This is a genomic window from Tateyamaria sp., from assembly GCF_039940735.1.
GTDB lineage: Bacteria > Pseudomonadota > Alphaproteobacteria > Rhodobacterales > Rhodobacteraceae > Tateyamaria.
Genome location: NZ_JBDVGB010000048.1, coordinates 158083 through 180487 on the forward strand (window position 1 = coordinate 158083; position 22405 = coordinate 180487).

Annotated in this window: 20 protein-coding genes, 1 tRNA gene and 2 pseudogenes; 9 read left to right on the top strand and 14 right to left on the bottom strand. The window is 54.8% G+C overall.

The window, feature by feature from the left end; translation table 11 throughout:
• The first annotated feature begins 13 nt into the window (after positions 1–13).
• A complete protein-coding gene (locus ABJF76_RS09775) occupies positions 14–2182 on the top strand; it encodes a response regulator (RefSeq protein WP_413822251.1) in 2169 nt (722 codons plus the stop codon).
• Between the two features lie 348 nt (positions 2183–2530).
• A complete protein-coding gene (locus ABJF76_RS09780) occupies positions 2531–4759 on the top strand; it encodes an NADP-dependent isocitrate dehydrogenase (protein ID WP_413822252.1) in 2229 nt (742 codons plus the stop codon).
• A 99-nt stretch (positions 4760–4858) separates the two neighbouring features.
• On the opposite strand, the gene ABJF76_RS09785 is transcribed toward ABJF76_RS09780, so the two are convergent.
• From ABJF76_RS09785 to ABJF76_RS09800, 4 genes are all read right to left on the bottom strand, one after another.
• Positions 4859–5545, bottom strand: a complete 687-nt coding sequence (locus tag ABJF76_RS09785; RefSeq protein ID WP_413822253.1) for a fumarylacetoacetate hydrolase family protein — start codon at positions 5543–5545, stop codon at positions 4859–4861.
• 137 nt (positions 5546–5682) lie between these two features.
• A complete protein-coding gene (locus ABJF76_RS09790) occupies positions 5683–7170 on the bottom strand; it encodes a tripartite tricarboxylate transporter permease (protein ID WP_413822254.1) in 1488 nt (495 codons plus the stop codon).
• Positions 7167–7655 carry a tripartite tricarboxylate transporter TctB family protein gene (locus ABJF76_RS09795; RefSeq protein ID WP_413822255.1) on the bottom strand — a complete coding sequence of 163 codons (489 nt, stop codon included), beginning with the start codon at positions 7653–7655 and terminating at the stop codon, positions 7167–7169. The genes ABJF76_RS09790 and ABJF76_RS09795 overlap by 4 nt, the downstream gene beginning before the upstream one ends.
• Positions 7656–7730: 75 nt before the next feature.
• Complete coding sequence (locus tag ABJF76_RS09800; RefSeq protein WP_413822256.1) at positions 7731–8708, bottom strand: Bug family tripartite tricarboxylate transporter substrate binding protein; 978 nt, start codon at positions 8706–8708, stop codon at positions 7731–7733.
• A 126-nt stretch (positions 8709–8834) separates the two neighbouring features.
• On the opposite strand from ABJF76_RS09800, the gene ABJF76_RS09805 reads away from it, so the two are divergent.
• Genes ABJF76_RS09805 through ABJF76_RS09815 form a run of 3 tightly spaced genes read left to right on the top strand, consistent with a single transcriptional unit; the run spans position 8835 to position 11146 of the window.
• Positions 8835–9737: a LysR substrate-binding domain-containing protein gene (locus ABJF76_RS09805; RefSeq protein WP_413822257.1), complete on the top strand. Its 903-nt coding sequence runs from the start codon at positions 8835–8837 to the stop codon at positions 9735–9737.
• Entirely contained in the window at positions 9734–10477 is a 744-nt protein-coding gene (locus ABJF76_RS09810) for a sulfite exporter TauE/SafE family protein (protein ID WP_413822258.1), read from the top strand. Before ABJF76_RS09805 ends, ABJF76_RS09810 begins: the two co-directional genes overlap by 4 nt.
• 48 nt (positions 10478–10525) lie before the next feature.
• A complete protein-coding gene (locus tag ABJF76_RS09815) occupies positions 10526–11146 on the top strand; it encodes a glutathione S-transferase family protein (protein WP_413822259.1) in 621 nt (206 codons plus the stop codon).
• A 37-nt stretch (positions 11147–11183) separates the two neighbouring features.
• On the opposite strand, the gene ABJF76_RS09820 is transcribed toward ABJF76_RS09815, so the two are convergent.
• The 6 genes from ABJF76_RS09820 to ABJF76_RS09845 are packed head-to-tail and all read right to left on the bottom strand — an operon-like array spanning position 11184 to position 15971.
• A complete protein-coding gene (locus tag ABJF76_RS09820; protein WP_413822260.1) occupies positions 11184–11849 on the bottom strand; it encodes a fumarate hydratase C-terminal domain-containing protein in 666 nt (221 codons plus the stop codon).
• Entirely contained in the window at positions 11846–12802 is a 957-nt protein-coding gene (locus ABJF76_RS09825; RefSeq protein WP_413822261.1) for a fumarate hydratase, read from the bottom strand. The genes ABJF76_RS09820 and ABJF76_RS09825 overlap by 4 nt, the downstream gene beginning before the upstream one ends.
• Positions 12799–14559: an L-aspartate oxidase gene (locus tag ABJF76_RS09830; RefSeq protein WP_413822262.1), complete on the bottom strand. Its 1761-nt coding sequence runs from the start codon at positions 14557–14559 to the stop codon at positions 12799–12801. Before ABJF76_RS09830 ends, ABJF76_RS09825 begins: the two co-directional genes overlap by 4 nt.
• A gap of 1 nt (position 14560) precedes the next feature.
• Positions 14561–14914, bottom strand: a complete 354-nt coding sequence (locus tag ABJF76_RS09835) for a succinate dehydrogenase (RefSeq protein ID WP_413822263.1) — start codon at positions 14912–14914, stop codon at positions 14561–14563.
• The gene (locus ABJF76_RS09840) at positions 14911–15258 is read right to left on the bottom strand and encodes a succinate dehydrogenase (RefSeq protein WP_413822264.1); all 348 of its coding nucleotides are present in this window, start codon (positions 15256–15258) and stop codon (positions 14911–14913) included. Before ABJF76_RS09840 ends, ABJF76_RS09835 begins: the two co-directional genes overlap by 4 nt.
• Positions 15258–15971 (bottom strand): succinate dehydrogenase/fumarate reductase iron-sulfur subunit, encoded by a 714-nt coding sequence (locus ABJF76_RS09845; RefSeq protein ID WP_413822265.1) that lies wholly within the window; start codon positions 15969–15971, stop codon positions 15258–15260. The genes ABJF76_RS09840 and ABJF76_RS09845 overlap by 1 nt, the downstream gene beginning before the upstream one ends.
• A 126-nt stretch (positions 15972–16097) precedes the next feature.
• Here ABJF76_RS09845 and ABJF76_RS09850 point away from each other — a divergent pair, with 126 nt between their 5' ends.
• Positions 16098–16940 (top strand): nitroreductase family protein, encoded by an 843-nt coding sequence (locus tag ABJF76_RS09850; protein ID WP_413822266.1) that lies wholly within the window; start codon positions 16098–16100, stop codon positions 16938–16940.
• A 328-nt stretch (positions 16941–17268) separates the two neighbouring features.
• Here ABJF76_RS09850 and ccoS read toward each other — a convergent pair.
• Positions 17269–17405: pseudogene (gene ccoS, locus ABJF76_RS09855) on the bottom strand (cbb3-type cytochrome oxidase assembly protein CcoS).
• Here ccoS and ABJF76_RS09860 point away from each other — a divergent pair.
• The 3 genes and pseudogenes from ABJF76_RS09860 to ABJF76_RS09870 all read left to right on the top strand — a co-directional run bounded on the left by ABJF76_RS09860 (position 17406) and on the right by ABJF76_RS09870 (position 19456).
• Positions 17406–17528 (top strand): hypothetical protein, encoded by a 123-nt coding sequence (locus ABJF76_RS09860; RefSeq protein WP_413822267.1) that lies wholly within the window; start codon positions 17406–17408, stop codon positions 17526–17528.
• A gap of 171 nt (positions 17529–17699) precedes the next feature.
• Positions 17700–18407: pseudogene (locus ABJF76_RS09865) on the top strand (transposase); the annotation flags it as partial.
• Positions 18408–18448: 41 nt separating this feature from the next.
• A complete protein-coding gene (locus ABJF76_RS09870) occupies positions 18449–19456 on the top strand; it encodes a radical SAM protein (RefSeq protein WP_413822268.1) in 1008 nt (335 codons plus the stop codon).
• A gap of 160 nt (positions 19457–19616) precedes the next feature.
• Here the strand turns inward: ABJF76_RS09870 and ABJF76_RS09875 are convergent.
• The 3 genes from ABJF76_RS09875 to ABJF76_RS09885 form a co-directional block, all read right to left on the bottom strand.
• Positions 19617–19692, bottom strand: a tRNA-Gln gene (locus tag ABJF76_RS09875).
• A gap of 63 nt (positions 19693–19755) precedes the next feature.
• Positions 19756–21078: a mechanosensitive ion channel domain-containing protein gene (locus ABJF76_RS09880; RefSeq protein ID WP_413822269.1), complete on the bottom strand. Its 1323-nt coding sequence runs from the start codon at positions 21076–21078 to the stop codon at positions 19756–19758.
• Positions 21075–22067 (bottom strand): NADPH:quinone reductase, encoded by a 993-nt coding sequence (locus tag ABJF76_RS09885; protein WP_413822270.1) that lies wholly within the window; start codon positions 22065–22067, stop codon positions 21075–21077. The genes ABJF76_RS09880 and ABJF76_RS09885 overlap by 4 nt, the downstream gene beginning before the upstream one ends.
• Between the last annotated feature and the right edge of the window lie 338 nt (positions 22068–22405).

The following is a 22405-nucleotide window of genomic DNA, read 5'->3' on the forward strand; positions in this document are numbered from 1 at the left end:
TGGGGACGTTCTGTTGAGCGAATTTAATAAAGGGTTTGATGTGGGTTCACCGGATGTGGGCGCCGCATTAAAACTGACAGGAAGAGAGTGTCTGGCGGAAATTTGCCGGACGGCAAAAGTCCTGTTTGGTGCACATACGGTAACGATTGGTTCTCTGCGGGTGGTAGAGGCCGAGCATTTGTTTTTTGAAGCCTTCAGCTCGGACGCCATAAATTTCGATACAACAGGTTTCCCGACACGCAATACGCCTTGCTTTGATGTTCTGCAAAAAGGTGAACCCATCGCCATTTTGGATAACGCCACGAAGCAGTATCCGGAAGCCGCCTTTCTAAGGAAATTGAAATCAAAGGCCTATGTCGGTTTCCCTCTGATCAATGCAAAAGGTTGTGAATTCGGAGTCTTGGCTTTGAAGTGGTCCGAAGCGATTGCTCCAACTCTTGTTGAAAATGTCAAAACGGCCATCGGCCCATATCTTCATCGTATTTCGGATGAATTACGCCGGGTCACGACATCGCATGCGATTGAAACCATGATCAGCCCCGTTGGTCCGTCTGCGATGCAGAACGACGAAATTTTTCGAATGATTGTGAAACAGGCCGTAGAACTGACGGGTGTCCAGGCGGTTGTTTTGGTGAAAAGTTGCGGCGATGGACCGTCGGTTTTCAAAATTCTCGCTGCATACAGCGAAGGAACGTCGCTGGAAAAATGGGTCGGTGAAGACTTACCCTACAACGGGTCTCCGTGTGGGAAAATGATCGAAAGTGATATGTTTTTCCAAGAAAGGGGCGTGCTTAACGATTTTCCACACCTTGAATTGCTTCGGAGTGTCTCTGCCGAAGCCTATTTGGGGTTTGGGTTTCGTGATAGTGCCGGGCAAACGATTGGTCACATCGCCTTTGTTCACGACCGCCCGATGTCATCGCGCGCATGCAAATGTCAGTTGATGCGCATGATTTCGTCAAGGGCCGGGCAAGAGCTGCAACGCTTTGACCTCGAACTAGAACGCAATTCGATGGACACGGCTTTGAGGGTGCGCAGTAAGCTTGAGAGCCTTGGTATCATGGCGGGTACAATTGCCCATGACTTCAACAATCAGCTAGCGGCGATGATCGGAAATACTGAGCTGGCCTTGATGGAAATGTCACCTCAGCATCCGTCGCAAGAATATCTGCGTGCGGCCGAAGAAAGCATGTGGCGCGCACGGGATGTGATCGGTGAGTTGATGGATTTTGCCGGCAATAATCCGTCGGCAGCGGCTGAACCAATCGCTCTTGGGGAAATCGTGTCCAGTGCCGTGAGCGAATTTATACCGGTTTTAGAAGGTGACGGAAACATACGCATCCAGATCGAAGGCAATTTCCCCAAGATCATGGGACGGCGTGTGCAGCTGATCCAAATTTTGTCGAACTTAATTGCCAATGCCTTGGATGCATCAAAGCCCGGAAAACACCCCGGGATCGAAATCAAGGCTGGAATGGCGAACTGTACGTCCATACGGCACGAAAAGTGTCTGACGGGGCATTGCGCTGAGTTTCCGGATCGGTGCGTTTTTCTTGAAGTCAGTGATAAAGGTCGGGGCATGGATAGCGCCACGGCAGAGCGCGTTTTTGACCCCTATTTTTCAACCAAGGGTGTAAGCCGGGGGCTGGGCTTGTCCAGCGTCCTTGGGTTGGCCAAGCGGCTTGGTATCGGTCTGACCTTTGAAAGCAAACCACATCGGGGCACTGTGTTCCGACTTTATTTCAGCAAACTGGCCGAAGACACGGCACTAGCTTTGGGCGAAACCACGCCTGAGCCAGAGCACGCTCTTCCTGCACCGCAGCGTAAGTCCATTCTTGTCGTGGACGACGAAAAGGACGTTCAGGATGTGGTTTTTAAGCTCATGAAAACTTTAGGCCACGAGGTTCACAGAGCATCTTCGGGCGAAGATGCGATTGAACTTGCGCGGACGATTCCTGCACTGGATTTGGCGATTGTCGATGTTGTTATGCCGGGGATGAACGGTGTTACGACAGTGTCCGAATTGCGAAGAATGAACCAGGGGTTGCCCGCTATTTTGGTCAGTGGTTTTAGCCAGCGAAACCTCTCGGAATCTCTTGTGCAGGATGATCGCACCAAATTTTTGGTCAAACCCTTTAGCATCAAGAACATTCGCGAAACCGTCACGGAATTGGTGCTTTAACGGGACCTCAACGTGCCGCGTGGGAAGTTGTGCGCGCAATGGGTAATCATATACATCTGAACTGTGACGTGTGGCCGAACGTTTTGGCGTTGGACATTGCGGTTTTCATTTGAGTTCAGGTCGCTGCTAAGTGTGATTGGCGCCCTAGTGCGGCACGCATTTGAAGCCAAGTGCGCGCACCATCACCGATGTTAGGGGACGCAGCTGGCGCACGATTATTTTATGCGTCTGGCAGGTCATTTCCGGCAACAATGGCACGTGGCGCAGTTGCATTTTGAGAGCCTTTGAAGCATGACAACGGCAAGACTTCAGCAAATAAACTCAAACTAAAAAGATCGGCACAGTTCCATGGCTAACAATGCAACGCCTGATATCATTTACACTAAAGTTGACGAAGCACCGCAGCTTGCCTCGGTGTCGCTCCTTCCTGTCATTCAGTCTTTTGCAAAGGCTGCAGGGGTCACGGTTGGGGTAAAAGATATCTCTTTGGCGGGACGCATCGTTGCGACGTTCCCCGAAGGTTTGACAGCCGAACAACGCCAATCGGATGACTTGGCCGAACTGGGTCAACTGGTGAAATCGCCGGACGCAAATGTCATTAAGCTTCCCAACATTTCTGCATCGGTGCCGCAACTCATGGCCGCCGTCAAAGAACTGCAAGACAAAGGCTATGCCATTCCGGACTATCCTGAGGATGTTTCAACAGAGGCGCAAAAAGCCATTCGCGCGCGTTTTGATGCCATCAAAGGGTCTGCGGTAAACCCGGTTTTGCGCGAAGGCAATTCGGATCGCCGCGCCGCAGTTGCAGTCAAGAATTACGCAATGTCCAACCCGCATTCGATGGGTGAATGGAAGTCTGACAGCAAGACAACCGTGTCGACGATGTCTGGCAACGATTTCTTTTCAAACGAAAAGTCGACCACAGTGACCGCTGGCCAAGCCGGTGACGCGCGGATCGAACTTGTTGCGGCTGACGGTGGTATCACCGTTTTGAAAGATGGCCTGTCATATGCTGCGGGCACTGTTGTTGACGCGACTTTCATGTCCGCGCGCGGGCTCGATAGCTTCTTGGCGGAACAAATTGCTGCGACAAAAGATCAGGGTGTTTTGTTCTCGCTCCACCTGAAAGCCACCATGATGAAGGTGTCTGACCCCATCGTCTTTGGTCATGCGGTCAAGGTGTTCCTGCAACCGGTCTTCGACACCTACGGTGAAAAATTTGCCGCGGCAGGCATCAGCCCGAATTCGGGGTTGGGCGCGTTGTTGGAACAGGTCGCAGAGCTGCCTGAAGGTGCCGAAATTCGCACCGCAATTGATGCGGTCATGGCAGATCGCCCGGCGCTGTATATGGTGAATTCGGACAAAGGCATCACCAACTTGCATGTCCCGTCCGACGTGATCATCGATGCGTCGATGCCCGCACTTATCCGCGCAGGCGGCAAAGGCTGGGGGCCAGATGGCAAAGCCGCCGACACGAACTGCGTGATTCCCGACAGCTCGTATGCGCCGGTTTACGAAGAATCAGTGTCCTACTTTAAAGAAACGGGCGCTCTTGATCCCAGCACGGCCGGCACTGTGCAGAACGTTGGCCTTATGGCCCAAAAGGCCGAAGAATACGGGTCTCACCCCACAACGTTTGAAGTTCCACACGCAGGCACTGTGCGCATCGTTCTTGCCAACGGCGACACGCCGCTTGAGCACGCGGTCGAGGCTGGCGATATCTGGCGCTCGGCGTCGACAAAGCAGGCCCCGATTGAAGATTGGGTGCAATTGGCAATCAGCCGTCAACGGGCTGAAGGCTGTCAGGCGATCTTTTGGCTGGACGCATCCCGCGCACATGATGCGGAGTTGTTGAAATACATCACGCCGCTTCTTGCCGACGCAGGCATGGCCGACAAGTTCCAGATCATGACACCGCGCGCCGCGACACGCTTGTCACTGGAAACGATCCGCGCGGGCAAGAATTCCATTGCCGTCACCGGCAACGTTTTGCGCGACTATCTGACGGACCTGTTCCCGATCCTTGAACTTGGCACCTCGGCCAAGATGCTGTCGATCGTCAAGTTGATGAATGGCGGTGGTTTGTTCGAAACCGGGGCAGGCGGGTCTGCGCCAAAACACGTTCAACAGTTGACCCAAGAAAACCACCTGCGTTGGGATTCACTTGGCGAATTTTGCGCCCTTGGTGAAAGCTTGAAATTCTTGGCCGAATCCAAGGAAAATCAAAGCGCACGGATCCTTGGGACTGCCGTTGAAAGCGCGACCCAAGGCGTGCTGGACCACGATAAGTCACCACGCCCTAAGGTCGGTCAAACGGACAACCGCAGCAGCCACTATTACTTTGCGCTGTATTGGGCACAGGCGTTGGCCGCACAGAACGAAGACGCAGATTTGAATGCCAAGTTCGCGCCTGTCGCCAAAGCGTTGGCCGAAAACGAAGCGGCCATTCTGGCGGAACTCACGTCAGCCGAAGGCAGCCCGGCGGACTTGGGCGGGTATTACCTGACGGATCAATGCAAAACTGAAAATGTGATGCGGGCATCCAAAACGCTTCAGGATATCCTCGCCACGCTCTGAAAATAGCGTGTCAGCGATGGCACCAAAAGACCCTGCATCTGACGAAACAGGTGCAGGGTCTTTGCATGTTTGGGGGCCGTCTAATCGGTCAACCTGTACCTAAATGACGGTCACGTCCAGAACGCCAAGGCCGTCGATGGTTAGGCGCATGACGTCCCCCTTTTCGACCGCAGCCACGCCCGACGGTGTGCCAGACATGATGACGTCGCCTGCCGCCAACTCAAAATACTCTGACAGGTATGAAATCATCTCGGGCACTTTCCAGATCATCTGGTTCAGGTTGGCCTCTTGGCGCACCTCGCCATTCACTTTCAGCTCTAACCGGCCGTGATCAGGGTGCCCAACCTTAGACACCGGGTGCAGCGGGCCACAGGGGCCAGACAACTCAAAAGCCTTACCGATTTCCCAAGGGCGGCCCATTTTCTTTTGAATGCCCTGAAGGTCACGACGCGTCATATCCAGCGACAATCCATAGCCAAATACGTGGTCAAGCGCGTCACCTACAGCAATATCTGTGCCGCCTGATTTCAACGCCACAAGCATCTCTGCCTCGTGATGCACGTCGCTTGATTTTGTAGGGTAAGGGAACGTCCCGGATGTATCGAGGTTGTCCGGATTCTTCTGGAAGAAAAACGGATCCTCGCGGTCCGGATCGTGCCCCATTTCAATCGCATGAGCCGCATAGTTACGCCCGATGCAATAGACACGGCGCACTGGGAATTGAGCCGTTGTTCCGGCCACGGGCAAGGCAACAACGGGGGGTGTTTCGATCACATACTCTGTCATGGGGCGCTCCGAATGTGCGGGATAGTTGAACCCAACCTAAGTAAGGGCGGGGGCCGGATCAATTGCAACCACAATGCACGTATCAGGATACCGGAACAGGCCCAAATGGTCGGCAATCACCGCAGCATTGCATTGGCTCACGCGGTTTTCGACGTCCTTAGCATAGTGCGCACAATCGCCACGACTGTGATGACAGTTAGCGTCCAGAAAAACCACGTGATTGGGCCTCTGAGCAGGATCATAGGATCGCTTCCTGACATCAGCATGGATTGGCGGAAATTGTCTTCTAGTAAGGGCCCCAGAATAAAGGCGATCAGAAACGGGGCGGCGGGCACTTGATAGCGTAACATCAAGTAACCGACCCACCCCATGGCGAACATAACGCCCACATCAAAGATGTTGTTGTTCACGGCAAAGACGCCATAGATGCACAAAACAAGGACGGTGGGCATTAAAATGCGTTTCGGCACATCTGCCACGAATTTGAATCCTCGGATGGCGACACTGCCCACAATGAACAAAAAGACCGAGCTGACAATCAGCCCGATGAACAGCCCATAGATAATATCGACGTTTAGAATAAACATCATCGGGCCGGGTTGAAGGCCATGAACCATAAACGCGCCAATGATGATGGCAGTGATCACATCGCCGGGAACCCCAAGCGCCAAAAGCGGGATCAACGTGGCACCCGCGACGCCGTTGTTGCCGGCCTCTGAGGCGGCAACGCCTTCGATTTCCCCTTTGCCAAAGTTGTCTTTGTTGGGCGATTTTCTACGGGCTTCGGAATAGCTTAGGAATGCGGAAGGTGCAGCGCCGATCCCCGGGATCGAGCCAAGAAAAACACCAATGAAACTCCCTCGGATGATCGATTTAAAGCTGCGGCGGTAATCTGCAAAGGTGACTTTTGATTTGCCCAGAGATTGCGCCTTGCCAAGGTGCGCCGTTGGGTTCCATGCCATTGCAATCACTTCAGGAATCGCAAAAAGACCGATCAGCACAGCAATGAAATTCAGCCCGCCCATCATGTTGGGGTCGCCGAACGTAAAGCGGTTGGTGCCATAGACCAGATCAAGCCCGACGGTCGCAAGCAAAAGCCCAAGCAGTGCCGACAGTGCACCGCGCAACAGGCTATCTCCGGACACGCCAGCGATGATGGTTAGCGAAAACAGAATAAGTGCAAAAAATTCAGGTGGGCCGAAATTCAGTGCAAAGGACGCCAGCCAACCCGCAAACAGAATAAGCGCTAAGTTCGACACAAGGTCCGCCGTGCAAGACGCCCAAAGCGCCATACCAAGCGCACGCCCTGCTTCACCTCGTTCGGCCATCGGATGCCCATCCAGAATCGTCGCCGACGACGCAGGGGTGCCGGGTGTTTTTATCAAGATCGCGGGAATTGAGCCGCCAAAAATGCCGCCCTTATAAACCCCTAACAACAGCAAAATACCTGTGATGGGCTGCATCGCGAAGGTGAAAGGCAAGGTTAGTGCGACGGCCATCGTCGCGGACAATCCGGGGATGGCGCCGCCGATGACACCGATGCAAATCCCTGCAAACAGGGCAAAAAACGCCTCAAACGACCAAACAAGGCTAAGCCCGGCCAGTATGCTGTCGGCAAAGCTCATGGCAACCTCACAAAATTACCCTGAGGGATGGCGACGCCGGCCACATGGGCGAAAAAGAGGTACAGTAAAAAGGGGATCATGACGGCGCATACAAGTGCGGTTTTGGGATGACGCGTGCGAAACAAAAAGGCCGTGATCCCAAAGACAACCATTGTTGTCCAAACCATGCCAAGCCGGGGCAGGGCGAACATTGTTATGATCATGATAACGCCCAGACTGAGGAGCCTGTACCAAGCTGCCCCATCCGTGGGATGCGTGTGTTCAACGGCTACCGTCGTGCCTGCTTGGCGCGCTGCCAGTAACAGCCCGATGCCCATCAACCCGGTCAGCACTGTCAGCACATAGGGCCAAAACGTTGGCGATAAAACGATATTTGAAACATTGCTTGGGGATGATACCCACATCGGAATTGCGACGAAGCCAAGAAACAAGGCTGCGACGCAAGCCCCCAACCCCAGCCGAAACTGAACTGTTTTTGGTGACATCAGATATTCCCTTAAAACGTCTGCGGCCACGCGTAGGGTGGCCGCAAAACATAAATGTCTTCAAACAAAAAGGCGTTAACCTTCGATACGCATGCCCAATTCATCAACCAGCGCGCGGAAGGTTTCGAACTGACCTTGGATGAATTCATTGGCTTCCACAGGCCCCATCAGTTGGATCACAGATCCACGGGCGGACATGGTTTCGTTGAACTTTGGATCTTGGGTCGCCGTGGCCATCCACGCGCCCCATTTTTCGGCCACATCATCAGGAAGATCATCGGGGCCTGCAATGCCCGTCCAACCAACCAATTGATTCAAAGCGTCTTTCCCTAGGTCATTCGCAGTTGGCGCATCAAAGCCAACAACCGGTTCTGCCGTTGTGACCAAAAGTGGGACCATTTGTTTGTTGGCCACAAAGCTCGCCAATGCGGATGAGTTCGTGCACAAAAACGTCGCGGTACCATTCAAAACTGCTGTGACCGCCGCGCCGCCGCCTTTTTGCGGGATGTGCGTGGCATCCGTTAATGGGTTCTCGACGCCGAATTCTTTCAGCACCATTGCGCTTGCCAAATGCGGCAAGGACCCAACGCCTGAAGACGAATAAGTGACGCCGCCTTCGGCAACTTTTGCGGTCAATTCTGCCATCGATGTGATGCCGGATGCCGGTGTCACGGCGCATGCCACTGGGTTGATTTCATAGACATTAACAAAACGAAAATCGTCCAATGCATAGGGCAACGTGGCCTTCATTGCCGGGTTCACTGAATGGGATCCGACACGCGCGAATAACATCGTGTAACCGTCACCCTTTGCGTTTTGAACTGCGACCGAACCTGTGGCACCCCCTGCGCCTGTGACGTTGGCCATGACCAATGGCTTGCCAACGGCTTCGCCAAGGGGTTCTGCGATGGTGCGCGCCGAGATATCAGTCGCACCGCCCGCGCCATAGGGAATGACCATGTTGATCGCGCGTTCTGGATACTCGGCCCAAGCCGCAGTCGTCGCAAGCATCGTTCCAAGCGCTATGGCACCCGCCAATTTTGTTCGGTTCATATTCTCTCTCCCATTGAATTCTATTATTTGAATTTGGCTTTTCGATATCGTATGAGTAAGGTTGTCTTTAGCATAGCCAAAAAAACTTACACCTCTGGAAAGGGTTGCTTTCCAAAAGGCCTCAAAATGACAATTCGTTTGCTTCGCACTTTGATCGCAGTCTCGGACTCGCGCACCTTTAGTGCGGCTGCGAAAGTGGTGCACGTGACGCACGCCGCCGTCAGTCAGCAAATGCAAACACTAGAGGCTGATTTGGGCATTGCTTTGTTTGATCGCAGTACCAGAACGCCTGAACTCACGCCCGTGGCGCATCAGATCATTGCAAAGGCGCGCATCATCGTCGCGGATTACGACAATCTTGTGCCGTCCGCGCTTGGGGACAGTGGCTTAAGTGGCGTCATCAGCCTTGGGGCTTTGCGCACGACCCTCACTGGGTTGACGCCACAAGCGATGGCGGAATTGAAATTAAACTACCCAGAACTTGGCCTTCATATCAGGCCAGGTCTTACTAGAACGTTGATTACAGAGGTCGAGCGGGGCAATTTGGATGCTGCGATCGTGACCAAACCGAACTTGATGCCTGACGGCGTTTTGTTTCGCGAGCTGACCCAAGAGCCGATGCAGTTGATCGCCGCCCCGGAAGAACCCGAAAACGATCCCATTCGGCTTTTGAAAACGAGGCCATTCATCCGCTTTAATCGAAGTGCCGTTCTTGGCATGGTGATCGAAAATTGGCTTTTGGCAAAGCGTATAAGAGTGTCGGAAACGATGGAGTTGGACAGCCCTGAGGCCATCGGCAGCATGGTTAACGCCAACTTAGGTGTTTCGATTGTTCCTGATCTTGCGGTTAAGGCGCCGGACGCTGCTGCTGTTAAATGCCTTCGTCTGGGGGCGGACGCACCGCACCGGACCCTTGGGTTGATCCATCAAGAAAGCCATATCAAAATGCAAGCCATCGATGAAATCTATGCGGTTTTGGCGGGGGTCATTGAACGGGCCACGTCTGAACGATCGGCGGCCAGCGGGTGATCACTGAATTTCATGTTTACCTTGCCTTGGGCGCGCTTGCGGGCGGGTTCGTAAACGGGTTGTCGGGCACAGGGACCGCGCTGTTTGCGCTTGGGTTTTATCTGGTTGTACTGGACCCGATCCAAGCGGTTGCGGTGGTCGCTTTTATGTCGGTCTTGGTTGGCTTGCAGGGGCTTTGGGTTGTGCGTGTCGAAATCAAATCCCAACCCACAAGGTTGCTTCGGTTTTTGATCCCGGGCCTTGTTGGCATACCGATTGGTCTGGCGCTTCTTGAACGGATCAATGAGGGGACATTGCGGATTGCCGTCGCCGCATTGCTGATCCTTTATGGGTGTTATTTTGGGTTTCGCGCGACACTGCCTGCCTTTTCGCGTCGCACACCGGTCATAGATTCCGTGGTTGGTTTGTTCGGGGGCATCCTTGGCGGTGCGGCGGCCGTATCTGGCGCGATACCAGCCATGTGGTTGTCGATCCGACCCTGGACAAAGTCGGAAACACGGGCCGTGCTACAACCCTTTAATGTCGTCATTCTAAGCACAACAATTTGCCTGCTGTTTTGGAAAGGGGCCTATGATGCGACGGCCCTTCTTGCCCTTGCTATCACGATACCGATCGGGTTGATCGCCGCGCAAATTGGCATCACCGTTTTCAAAAGACTGACCGACAACGCCTTTCGTCGGCTTCTTATTCTTTTGACGCTTATGATGGGCGTTGGCATCATGACCTCAGAAGTGTTTTGAGTGTCTGACACACTCAAAATTATACCGAACCCCAAAAGGAGTACCGCGGTGCTAAAGTTCTTTTACTCGAATGGATCGTCCGCAGTTGCGGCACATATCCTCTTGGAAGAGGTCGCAGCATCTTACGAGGCAATCGAGGTTTCAATTCCGAATGGCGACCATTTAGCCCCGGAATTTTTGCAGATAAACCCGAAGGGCCGGATTCCTGTGCTTGTGACGCCGCAATCCACCATCACTGAAAACCCCGCCATTCTTGAATATATCGCAGCGACACAGAAAGACGGCGCAACACTGCCCGAAGGCCACAACGCACAAGCACAGGCGCGATCTTTGGCCGCTTACCTGTGCGCGACGGCCCACGTGGCTTTTGCCCACAATCACCGTGGGCGCAGATGGGCGGAACAGGATGCTTCGGTTAAGGATATGCAGTCCAATGTGGCAAGAAACCTAACTGACTGCGCAGGTTTTCTAGAACAAGAAATCAACGAAGGGCCGTGGGCTTTGGGGCGGACCTATACCTATTGCGATCCGTATCTGTTCTTGATGGCGCGGTGGATGGCGGCGGTGGGCTTGTCGATCACAGCCTTTCCAAAGTTGTCCGCACATCACGATGCAATGTTGGCCCGAGCGTCGACCCAAAAGGTGTTGGGCATTCACGGTTTACGTTAGGCGTGACGTCGGTCGGAGCGGCGTACCCTTGCGCATATCAAATCACCTCATCCGTCCGGTCGTCCGTTTCGCCGTAACGTTTCAACGTCGCAGGTGTGGTGCCTTCGTAAACGCGAGCAACATTCTCGGCGATTTTTGCGTTTTCGCGTTCGAATAGGCAGTCGCCGTTCATATCAGACGCAACGATGAACGGTCCCATCTTGTTGCACTTCAACACCCACATGGCCTGCGCAATGCCAAGTTCTTCGTTCCAGTGCACCGCCTCGACGCTTTGCACCCCGCGCCCAAGCAACGCGCCGGTGCCATAGCCTACGGTCGAAAGGTAAACGGCCCCGTTGGGTACGAAATAGTCCTTGTAGTCCTTTGAGGTCATTCCGCCTTTGCCGACGATCAATTTGGCCCCGGTTTTGGCCATCCATTCGGGCAACCACTTGGCAAACCGGAACGAGGCGGTGGCCGTCACGGCGCCAATGTCAAAAGACCCATCCCCATTGATCCGCGCAGCAGGCGAGCAATGGAAGTTGGCGGCCGATTGACTGGGCAACTCCATTGGGATGTTGGCCTGTTCTTCGAGGGCGCGCATATAGACGCCTTCGCGCGCGGTATACATCAACCCGTCAAGGTAAACGATGTCACCCAAGCGCAGGTCTGCGATGGCTTCGGGCGTTGGGGTCGTTGACAGGCGGACTTCGCGGATGCTCATTCTGCGGCCTCCTGTACAGGGGTCCAATCGACGGTTTCACGGCGTTGATAGGGGGTGAACCAATCTGGATCGGTGCGGTATTCGACACGCCCATCGGCGTGGATACGTGCAACCGCCCGGCGCGATGACAAGCAAAACGCATGGACCGACATCGGCAACCCGCCGGTGTGGCAGTAGCCCACCTCGATGTTGCAATCGATAACCATGTTTTTGCCCACAAAACCCATCGCACCCATGCCGATGGAATTGCCTAGTTCTTTAAACTCGGCCTCCATTTCTGCAATCTTTGGATCGCTGTTCATGCTGCCAACGACACGCAAGGTCGACGCGCGTTTCCCAAGCGCCATGCAGGTGTCTTTCGATCCGCCAAGCCCGATGCCGATGATTGCAGGTTGGCAGGCAAGGCCGCGCTTGCCAAAGGCCATCAGACTATCAAGGTAGAACCGTTTGATCCCTTGGATGCCATCACTGGGGAACAGCATGCGGTAATCTGTCCCGAACAAGCCGCCTTTGTGAACCGTGATCAGATCGATCCAAGCGCCCTCCGGTTCGAACCCGTATTCGATCTCGGGTGCGCCGATCCCGACGTTGTTGTTGTGATCCGTGCGCCAAAGCGGATGCACCCGATTGGGGCGCAGCGGGACGCCATTGGTGGCGGTGGCCGTGGCCTGACGCAATGCCCCCTCAAGGGCGATCATGCCGCCCTCTACCTGTGCGTCATTACCCATTTTCACAAACCAACGCGGCACGCCGGTGTCACCGCACATCGCGCGGCGATCTTCCTTGGCGGCTTCGTAATTTTCCAACATCGCCTTCAAAACAAAGGACGATAGATCGCCATCTTCTGTTTTGGCGGCCTGTTGCAGCCCATCAAGGTAATCTTGCGGGATTTCGATGGCCGCCTTGTCCATCAAGATTTCGGCGGTGTTTTGGATAAGCTTTATCGGGATCATTGCGCTGCCACCAATGTTTCGGGTGCGCCCTGCGGCAAGACTGTCTCGCCCGGGCGCACAATCGTAAATTGAACGGGTTCATTTGTGACCTCGACCGCGCCGTCGTTCAAGCGGGCTACGGTAAAATCACTGTCTTTCATGGCACCGGGGTCTGGAAAGTCCTCTCGGAAATGGGCACCACGTGAATTTTCACGCGTGATGCCTGCCTTGGTGATGACCTCTGAGACATCGCACAGTGACCGCAGGTTCAGCCAATCGTGCCACGTGAGGTTAAAGGCCAAATTGCCGTCATCCACGCCGACATCCATCAAGGCATCTGACACTTCGGCGATGCCTGTAAGGCCGCGCTTCATGCCAGCCTCAGTGCGCATAACGCCGACCTCTTCCCACATCAGATCCTGCAACTGTTTGCGCAGGGGAAGGACAAGGTCAGGCTTGTGCTGAAGAGGATAGGTCGCGCGTTCATATTCAGCGGCCAAGACGGCCTCGTCCGGGTCGCGCAAGGCGGGCATCCTGCGGATGTCGGCGCCCATGGTGTCACCCGCAATCCCGCCATAGACGGTTGAGTTGGCAACCCCATTGCCGCCCAAACGGTTAGATCCATGCGCGCCGCCTGCGTCTTCGCCCGCAACATAAAGTCCTTCGAGCGCGGTGCGGGTGTCGACGTCGACGATGACGCCGCCCATAAAGTAATGCGCCGTTGGCACCACTTCGACTTTGCCCGCAGCAAGGTCAAACCCGCTGTCAGCGCAGCGATTGACCATGCCTTTGAATTTCTTGCGCACATTTTCGGGGCCAAGATGCGCCATCGAAACAAACACGCCCTCTTGTTCGGGGTTATTGTTCTTGCGCATCTCAGAATAGATGCCACGGCTGACCACATCGCGCGTGGCACGTTCGCCTTTGTCGTCGTAGTCAAACATAAATCGCCGGCCCGCGTGGCTGATCAACTGCCCACCGGCGCCGCGCAGTCCTTCTTCGAGGACGGTGCCGGTCATGCGGGTGTGATCGCCGGCCAACAGGCCCGTGGGGTGGAATTGCACCATTTCCATGTCACGCAATGATAGCCCCACCCGCAGCGCCATAGCGAGGCCATCCATCGTCTTGTCCCCGCTTGGCGTGTGGTATTTGTACATGCTTGGCCCGCCGCCCGTGCCCATTAAAACGGTCTTTGCGCGCACCAGCCGAAACTTGCCTGTCCGCATGTCGATCATCAAAACACCAGCCAAGGCGGTGCCATCTTTTGTCGGGATCAGGCCAACGGCGCGGTGTTCTTGCAGCTTTTCAACACCGCTTGCCAGCACCTTTTCCATCAAACGGTTGATGATTTCGATGCCCGTCAAATCGCCCTTATGAACAGTGCGATCCGCCGTCTGCCCAGCAAAGGCTTTTTGGTGCAATGACCCATCAGGGTTGCGGTCAAAGAAACACCCGACTTCGTTTTCCAATTCGCGGATGCGCACAACGGCCTGTTCGCACAACCGCCAGGCGATGTCTTGGTTGGGCAACCATTTGCCGCCATTGATCGTGTCCATGAAATGACGCTCGACCGTGTCGCCGCCGCCAAGAGCAACGTTGTAGCCGCCTTGCACCATGCGCGTGCACCCGGATTTGCCGATCAGCCCTTTGACCGCGATCGTGATCTTGGTGCCTTCGGGCGCGGATTGTTGCGCGTGTAGTGCGGCAAAAAGGCCGGCCCCGCCAGAGCCTAAAATCAGAATGTCAGTGTCGTGCCGTTCGATGTTCGCAATGCTCATATCAAATCGCCTTCAGAAAAAAGAGGCACGCAATCAGGAACGACGCGGCGGTCGCCACAGCGGCCAGCGTTTTTTGGGGCGGCGTCCAAGGAAGCCACTCTAGCGCCATAAGGCGCAGGCCGCCAAACATGTGCACCGCCAGTAAAAAGACCAGACCAAACTCGGCCAGCTTGACCATCCCTGTGTCCGTCAGTGCCAAGAACCCGTTCAGTCGGCCGGGATCCGTCATTGCAAGTGCGAGCACCCAAAAGTGCAACGGCAAAAACAACGCAAGGCCAAGCCCCGACAGCCTGTGCAGGATATAGGCCAGCCACAGGGGGTGCGCGCGCGATGTGATCCCTTGGGCCGTTTTCATGCGCCTAGCCCTGACGCAAAGGTCACGGCCCAAACGGCCCGCGTCCCAAGGGCGAACAAAGCAAGCCCAACACCCCACATAAACAGCTCAAGGGCGGCCCCCTTGAGCCCGCCCCATTCATAAGCGATGGCGCGCAGGCCAATCGCGCCGTGGACCGCCACGGCAACGACGAAGGTGCCGTAAAACACAAACCACAAAACGGACCCTTGGGTGCGTCCTAGAATTTCGGCGGCGCTTAACCCGTCTTGGACTGCATAGATCATCACCGCCAAATGCCCCAAAACCAATGGAGCCATCAGCAGCGCGCTTAAACGTTGGGCCATATAAAGACGCATGTTTAGCATCAGCGCCCCCTCCGAAAGAATGACTTTGCCGTTTCGCGTTTGAGCCCGGCAATTGCTGACATCGGGTCCAAATCATTGGGGCAGTAGGTGGTGCACGACCCCATGGAATGGCAATTGTGACACCCGCCCTTGTCGGAAACGGCGTCTAAAATCGCCACTCGACCTTCGTCTTTTGCATCATTGAGCAAGGTCCAAGCCCTTTGAAGTGCTGCGGGCCCTAGGTAGTCAGGATTGCCCGCAACCGTGTCGCAAGCGGCGTAACAGACGGAACAGTTTATGCATTCGATGCCTGCGTTTGCCTCTGCGCGTGCGGGGGTGGTTTCAATGATGGGGGCGATGGGGTCGTCGCGGGTTAGGGCGCCGTGGTGCACACCTTCTGCCGCGACCCATTTGTCAAAAAACGGGTCCATATCGACAGCAAGGTCTTTGATAACCGGTAGGTTGCGCAAAGGGGCGATCGACACTTCGTTGCCGTTTCGCACCTTTGAGATATGTGTGCGGCACGTCCAGCGGGGCACCCCGTTGACCATCATTGCGCAACTGCCGCACATTCCGACACGACATGAAAATCGATAGCTTAAAGTGGGGTCGGCATTCTGTTGGATCCATGACACCACATCCAAAACGGTCTGGCTTTCATGGGCCGGTACGTCGAATGCACCCTGCGCACCTGCGCTGCGTTCAACCGTTACTTTCAAAATGTCTGACGTCATTCTTGCTCATTGCTTTCTGAGGATGCACGATTTGAAGAAATTAATATCAGAAAGTCAGGCTTTATGGATGCGAATTTTACTTTATGTTTTTGGTAGGAAAACTTACATGATGGACAAGGAAATCAGATGACGCGCGGAACTGGGCCAGACCTTCAATCACTCTTGAATGCGCGATTTGGCGACGCGCCACGGATTGCGGATGAAACGCCGACATCTGATCTGATCTGCTCAATGGCAGCGCATGCGTCTTGCCGGAAATTTTTGGATAAGCCGGTGCCGCAACCGGTCCTAGAAATGCTATGCGCAACGGCCCTCGCGTCACCCACGAAAAGCGATTTGCAACAACGTGACATCATCGCACTTCAGGCACCCGACGTGAAACAGCGTCTTGTTGATCTGGTTGCTGGTCAAGCTTGGGTTGCAGGTGCGCCCACGATCCTTGTGTTTTGTGGCAACAACCGCCGCCAAAGGTTGTTGCATGATTGGAAGGAAATCCCGTTTGCGAATGATCACCTTGATGCGTTTTTCAACGCGGTTGGGGACGCAGCCATCGCCTTAGGGGCTTTTGTGACGGCCGCTGATTCCATTGGGTTGCGGTGTTGTCCGATCAGCGCGGTGCGCAACGAAGCTGACGCCGTTTCAAAGCTACTGGGCCTTCCAAACTATGTTTTTCCATTTGCGGGACTTGCCGTCGGATATCCCGCCCAAGCGCCTGAAGTATCCAAGCGGCTACCGCTTAAAGTCACCTGCCATGTCGACAGGTACAATGAAGCATCCTTGTTAGATGAGGTTGCGGATTATGACGCGGACCGCGCATTGACGCAGCCCTATGAAAAGCAACGCCTGACGGACAGTTTAGGCCACAGCGATACCTATTCATGGTCCGAAGACAAAGCCCGGCAATATGGCGAACCCGAACGGAACGACTTTGGGCGTTTCGTGCGTGCGCAAGGTTTCAAATTGGATTGATCCCTGCGTTTCTTGGGTTGCCTCGAAAGGGCGCCCAATTCTGCGCCGTAGTAGCCGAGTTCAATAAATTCGCCATAACGTCGATGGCGATGATCCGAGCCCCCAGCATTTTGGCCAACAGGAATGTCGATAGAGCGATGCAACCGGTGGCATGCATCGCGACTCATTTTCCCGCCCGAACGTTTGCCCGATCGCTCATTGTGTGCCAAGATGGCGTTACTCGGGACAATCGAGTTTGGGCAAGTGTTGGAGGCGCAGTCTCTTCACTCATTTATCACGGTGCAATCGGTTCTTTCAGACGCTTTTCACCCTGCACATCAGAAACAGGTCAGTCATCCAATAAAATCCGTGTGGCGTTGCCTTTGTCATCGTCATATTGATCGCTGCGCACCGTCCAAACGAACGCCAACAGCCCAACCAAGCCTAAAAAAGCGACACCGGAATTAAAACAATAAGGACATTCATTTGACGTACCTCACACGTTGGGAATTGAGCAGGACAGTGATCGACGATGCGGACATTGCCAATGCGGCCGCCAATGGCGTCGCAAATCCAGCAAGCGCGATGGGGATTGCGATACAATTGTAAAGCGCTGCAATGCCTAAGTTCTGTTTCGACAAATGACGTATCAGGCGCGAAATTCTAAGAACCAGAGGAAGGTCTTTGAAGCTGTTGGTCAAGATGACAAGGTAATCCCCCCTAAAATTAGTGGTGTTCAAAAGTAGAATTTTCTCGGCAAGATATCTGAGGAGATTTATGATGAAGAACGGGCGATACAGCGACGCGCAGATCATGGCGGTGTTGAAGCAGGCTGAAGGCGGGGTACCGGTGTCTGAACTGTGCCGCGAACACGGGATGAGCAGCGCGAGTTTCTACAAGTGGCGCGCTAAATTTGGTGGCATGGGTGCATCTTTGATTTCTGAGATTAAGGATATGGCGGAAGAGAACCGTCGCCTGAAGCCCATGTATGCTGAGATGAGTATGCAGAACGATCTGCTGAAGGAGGCGCTTGGAAAAAAGCGTTAAGGCCGTCTCGAAGGCGAGAGATGGCCATGAATACGGTCGTGCGACACGGTAATCAGTATAGCGTTGGCGTGCCGTGCGGTTGAGATCAGCGAAACCTGCTACAGATACAGCCCCGCACTGAGCGACGAGAACGAAGAGATCGCCGACTGGCTAGAACGTCTGACAGCAAACAAGCGATCCTGGGGATTTGGGTTGTGCTTTTTGTATCTGCGCAACGTTCAGGGCTATGGCTGGAACCACAAACGGGTCTATCGGATCTACTGCGAACTGGAATTGAACCTGCCAACCAAACCTAAGAAACGCTTGAAGCGGGACAAGCCTGAGCCTTTGGCGGTGCTTGATCGGCCCAATGAGACATGGTCGATGGATTTTATGGCGGATCAGTTAGCGGATGGCAGGTCGATCAGGACGCTGAACGTATTGGATGACTTTAATCGCGAACCCACCGCGTTGTGGCCGTACCACCACTGGGTTATCGCGTAATGTCACCTGAAACGATGCAAGCTTTGCTTTTAGACGTCTTTGGTGTGTTCCCAATAACGCCAGACTTCGAGTTTTCGGTTGAGATCGACCCAACCGAAGCGGCACCGGACCTGTTACAAACTTTAATCGATTTTGGCATGAACCGTGCAAGCATCGGTGTCCAAGATTTTGCGCCCGCTGTACAAAATGCCATCGGTCGACTGCAAAGCCTTGAACAGACGCAAACGGTCGTCACTTTTCTGCGTGAAAACGGCGTAAAAGCGATCAACCTCGATTTGCTATATGGGCTGCCTTATCAAAGCAAAGACAGTTTTCAGGCAACTTTGAACCATGTTGTCGCTTTGGATTCCGATAGGTTGGCGATCTACGGCTATGCCCATGTTCCATGGATGTCCAAACGACAAGTCATGATTAAATCAACAACGCTACCTGACACGAGACAACGCTTTGATCTTGCATGTATTGCGTCGCAGCCTTTGCAAGGCTCCGGCTTTTCAGCCATCGGTATCGATCACTTCGCCAAGCCATCAGACAGCCTGTTCAAAGCACAAGAGGCCGGCAAGTTACGCCGCAATTTCCAAGGGTACACAGATGATCAATGCCAGACGCTGATCGGGCTAGGCGCATCTGCGATCTCGCGGTTTCAGGATGGATATGTGCAAAACGCAGTCGCCACATCCGCCTATCAAGACCGGATATCAACATCTGGGTTTGCGGGTCACAAAGGCTATGAAATGACGCAAAACGATGCGTTGGTTTCCGCGATGGTCGAGGCACTCATGTGCCGTTTCTGCTTTCCCACTCAAGAATTGCAGCGCGCGTTTCCAGAAAGTGCCGACACAATTCAAAGTTCTGCGATCAACCTTATGAAACGGTATCCCGATGTCTTTACGTTAAGCGAAACGGGTTTGGTTATGCGTAAGGAAACGCATCCATTGGCGCGGATCATCGCCAAAGAAGTCGATGGCTTCACAACCGAGAAGAACGCTCATGCTGCGGCAATTTAGGTCGCGAGCGGTTTCGGATCAGAGTGTTTTGACCTTCATAATGAGGTTTTGACGGCAGACCTTGTGGGCGCACCGTCGAGGTAAGGCTTCGCGCGTTTGAAAGAAGTGACGCAACAGCCCAGACCGCTTGGATATCAACACCGAAGTCTTCAGGAGGTTTTGGCTGGGACGGTAGGACTCGAACCTACAACCTACTGTACCAAAAACAGTTGATCTACCAATTGATCTACGTCCCAACGTGTCGCGCTAATTAGTCTGCCAATGACCAGCACGCAAGCCCCTTTTGGGAAAAAATCGTGTCATTCTTTTAAGCCGTCGCCGCTGAGCAGGTCAGGGGTTTCCGGGTCGTTGCGTTCTGCCGCCGCGATACGGTCCAAAGCGGCTTTGGATGTGTCTTCGACATCGGTGGCGACGACGGGTGGTTCTTTGGGTGTTTCTGGCACTTTGGGCGCGGGGTTTACGGCCTCAAAGCTTGGGACCGCGCCGATCATTTGAATGCGGTACGTGGTGTCTGGGATTTCAATGTTTTTTGCTTCTATCGCTGCTTTGACCATGCGGATGGCCTCGCCTTTGGCCAAGGCCAACGAGGTGTCTTGCTGATCGATCCAGCCCGTCACCTGCAACAAGACCGACCCATCGCCGATCCGATCGACCCATGCCATCGGGGCTGGGTCCTTTAGAACAAAGGGCAACCCAGCGACCACGTCATCCGCGAGCGCACGGACCAGATCCAGATCTGCGTCCGATGCGACGCCGATTTCAAAGTCAAAGCGGCGTTGGTTGTTGGTGGAATAATTCACGATTCGGCTTTTGAAGACGGTGGAATTGGGGATGCGGATGTGGTTGCCTTCAAAGCTCAGCAAGATTGTCGCACGACTGGTTAGGCGGATGACCTTTCCGGTATCACCTTCGATTTCGACGATGTCATTGGGGCGAAAGGGTTGGCGGATCGACAGCATGATCGAGGCGATGAAATTTTCGACCGTGTCACGCACAGCAAAACCGATGGCAAGGCCGACGATCCCCGCAGCGCCCAGAATGGTGCCCAGCAAGGCCGTCGCACCAAGGATGTCCAAGGCGATGACCAACCCGCTTACAAAGAACACCATGCGTACGATTTGCCGGTAAAGGTTGGCGATAAACGCGTTGGGCGCGATTCGATCCCAAGGATACCGCAAGCGTGCGATCAAGATGCCTGCAAACAGGACCATCACAAAAGACAGCACCGCGACGGCCATCAACGGCAGCAAGGCGATGGCTTGGGTAATCCGCGTTTGAAACCGTTCCACAGCAGGGTTCAAACGCGCAACCACATCGGTGGTTTCGGTCACTTCGTTTTCAATGGCAACGACGCCAGCCACACGCGCGACGATGTCATTCAGCCGGGCCGCTTGGGTTGTGTCGATGGTCGTGCCACGCAGTGTCACGATGCCAGATGACACCGCGACAGTGACGTCTTCAAATCCGTCAAGTTCGCCAAGGATCGCGCGAATACGCACGGCGATGGCGGTGTCTTGGCTGGCGCTGTCTTCAACCTCGATTGTACCCTGCGGCTGATCGGTTGTTTGGGCAAAAGCCGAGGTGGTGCACAGCACAAAGATAAGAAACAAGGTACGGATCATTGGGACACATCCACAAGAACAGCGCCCGCGCGGGTGCCCGCTTCTACTGCGGCGTGGGCTGCGGCGCAGTCCTCAAGAGCAAAGACCCGATCCACAGGGCATGTCAGCGCCCCGGCCTGCAATGCGTCGCGCAGCCGCGTGACGGCTTGTGCGCGTTCGGCGGCAGGCAGCAGATAGATCAGGATGACGTCGATGGTCACCGCTTTGAACAACATTGGCCCGAAAGGCATGACCGGGGTCATGTCCTTGGCCGACCCATAGGCGGCAATGGTGCCATTAGCCGCGATCACCTCTGCATCGACGGCGGCATTGATCCCGAATTCGACTTCGATGATCCGGTCCACCGGGGTGTCGCCATTGGCTGCTAAAATGGCCGCACCAAGGTCGGCTTGCGTGTAATCAAGCACGGCGTCCGCCCCGGCCTTTTGCGCCGCGTTGATCCCATCACCGCGCGCCGTGGCGATCACCCGCGCACCGCCCCATTTAGCCAGTTGCACGGCGAGCAATCCAACAGTGCCCGCGCCACCTTGCACAAGCACCGTCTTGCCCGTGACGTCACCGCCGCCAAAGACGGCGTGGCAGGCTGTCAGACCAGGGATACCAAGGATCGCGCCGGTTTCCAGCGACACCGCGCCCGGCAGGGGGACGGCCTGTTCGGCAGGCAGGCAGATATGGGTCGCGGCGGTGCCAAAGGCGCGCTGCCATTGACCGTTCCAGACCCAAACACGGGTGCCAATGCGATCAGGCGAAATGCCTGCGCCCACGGCCTCGATCACGCCCGCGCCGTCGCTGTGGGGAATGATGGTGTCAAAGGCGGGTTTGGTCACGCCGGGCCGTGCGCCTGCGCGGGCCTTAACGTCCGAAGGGTTCACTCCGGAAAAGGCAAGGCGCACCACAACTTCGCCCGCTTCGGGGGGCGGTGTTGGCATCTCTTTAAGGTGAAGAACGTCAGCGGCAGGCCCAAAGGTGGAATAGGAAATAACTTGCATGCGTGGTGTCCAATGGCAGGAAACAATTGCGTGCAAGAGTAACTTAATAGGCCAGAATGACCAGCCTCGACCATGTTACGGCTGGAAAGGTGCTTGCACACATGCATCCTATTTTCGTCGACCCAAAGTGCCAGTAAGTTCGGATGTCGCCAGACGACGATCAACGAAGCAGAAAAATTGAACGGGGTAAGTGCTAAGGACGGCGGGCGCAAAAACTGCCCGGCAGGTTTCAGACGACCACGCCCTTCTTTTTTAGGTCCATGTCGATGCCCCCTCAAACTGATGGCGTCGATCATCTGCGCGAGGTCGGTCGTGGGCAAGTAGGGGCGCAGGCATGC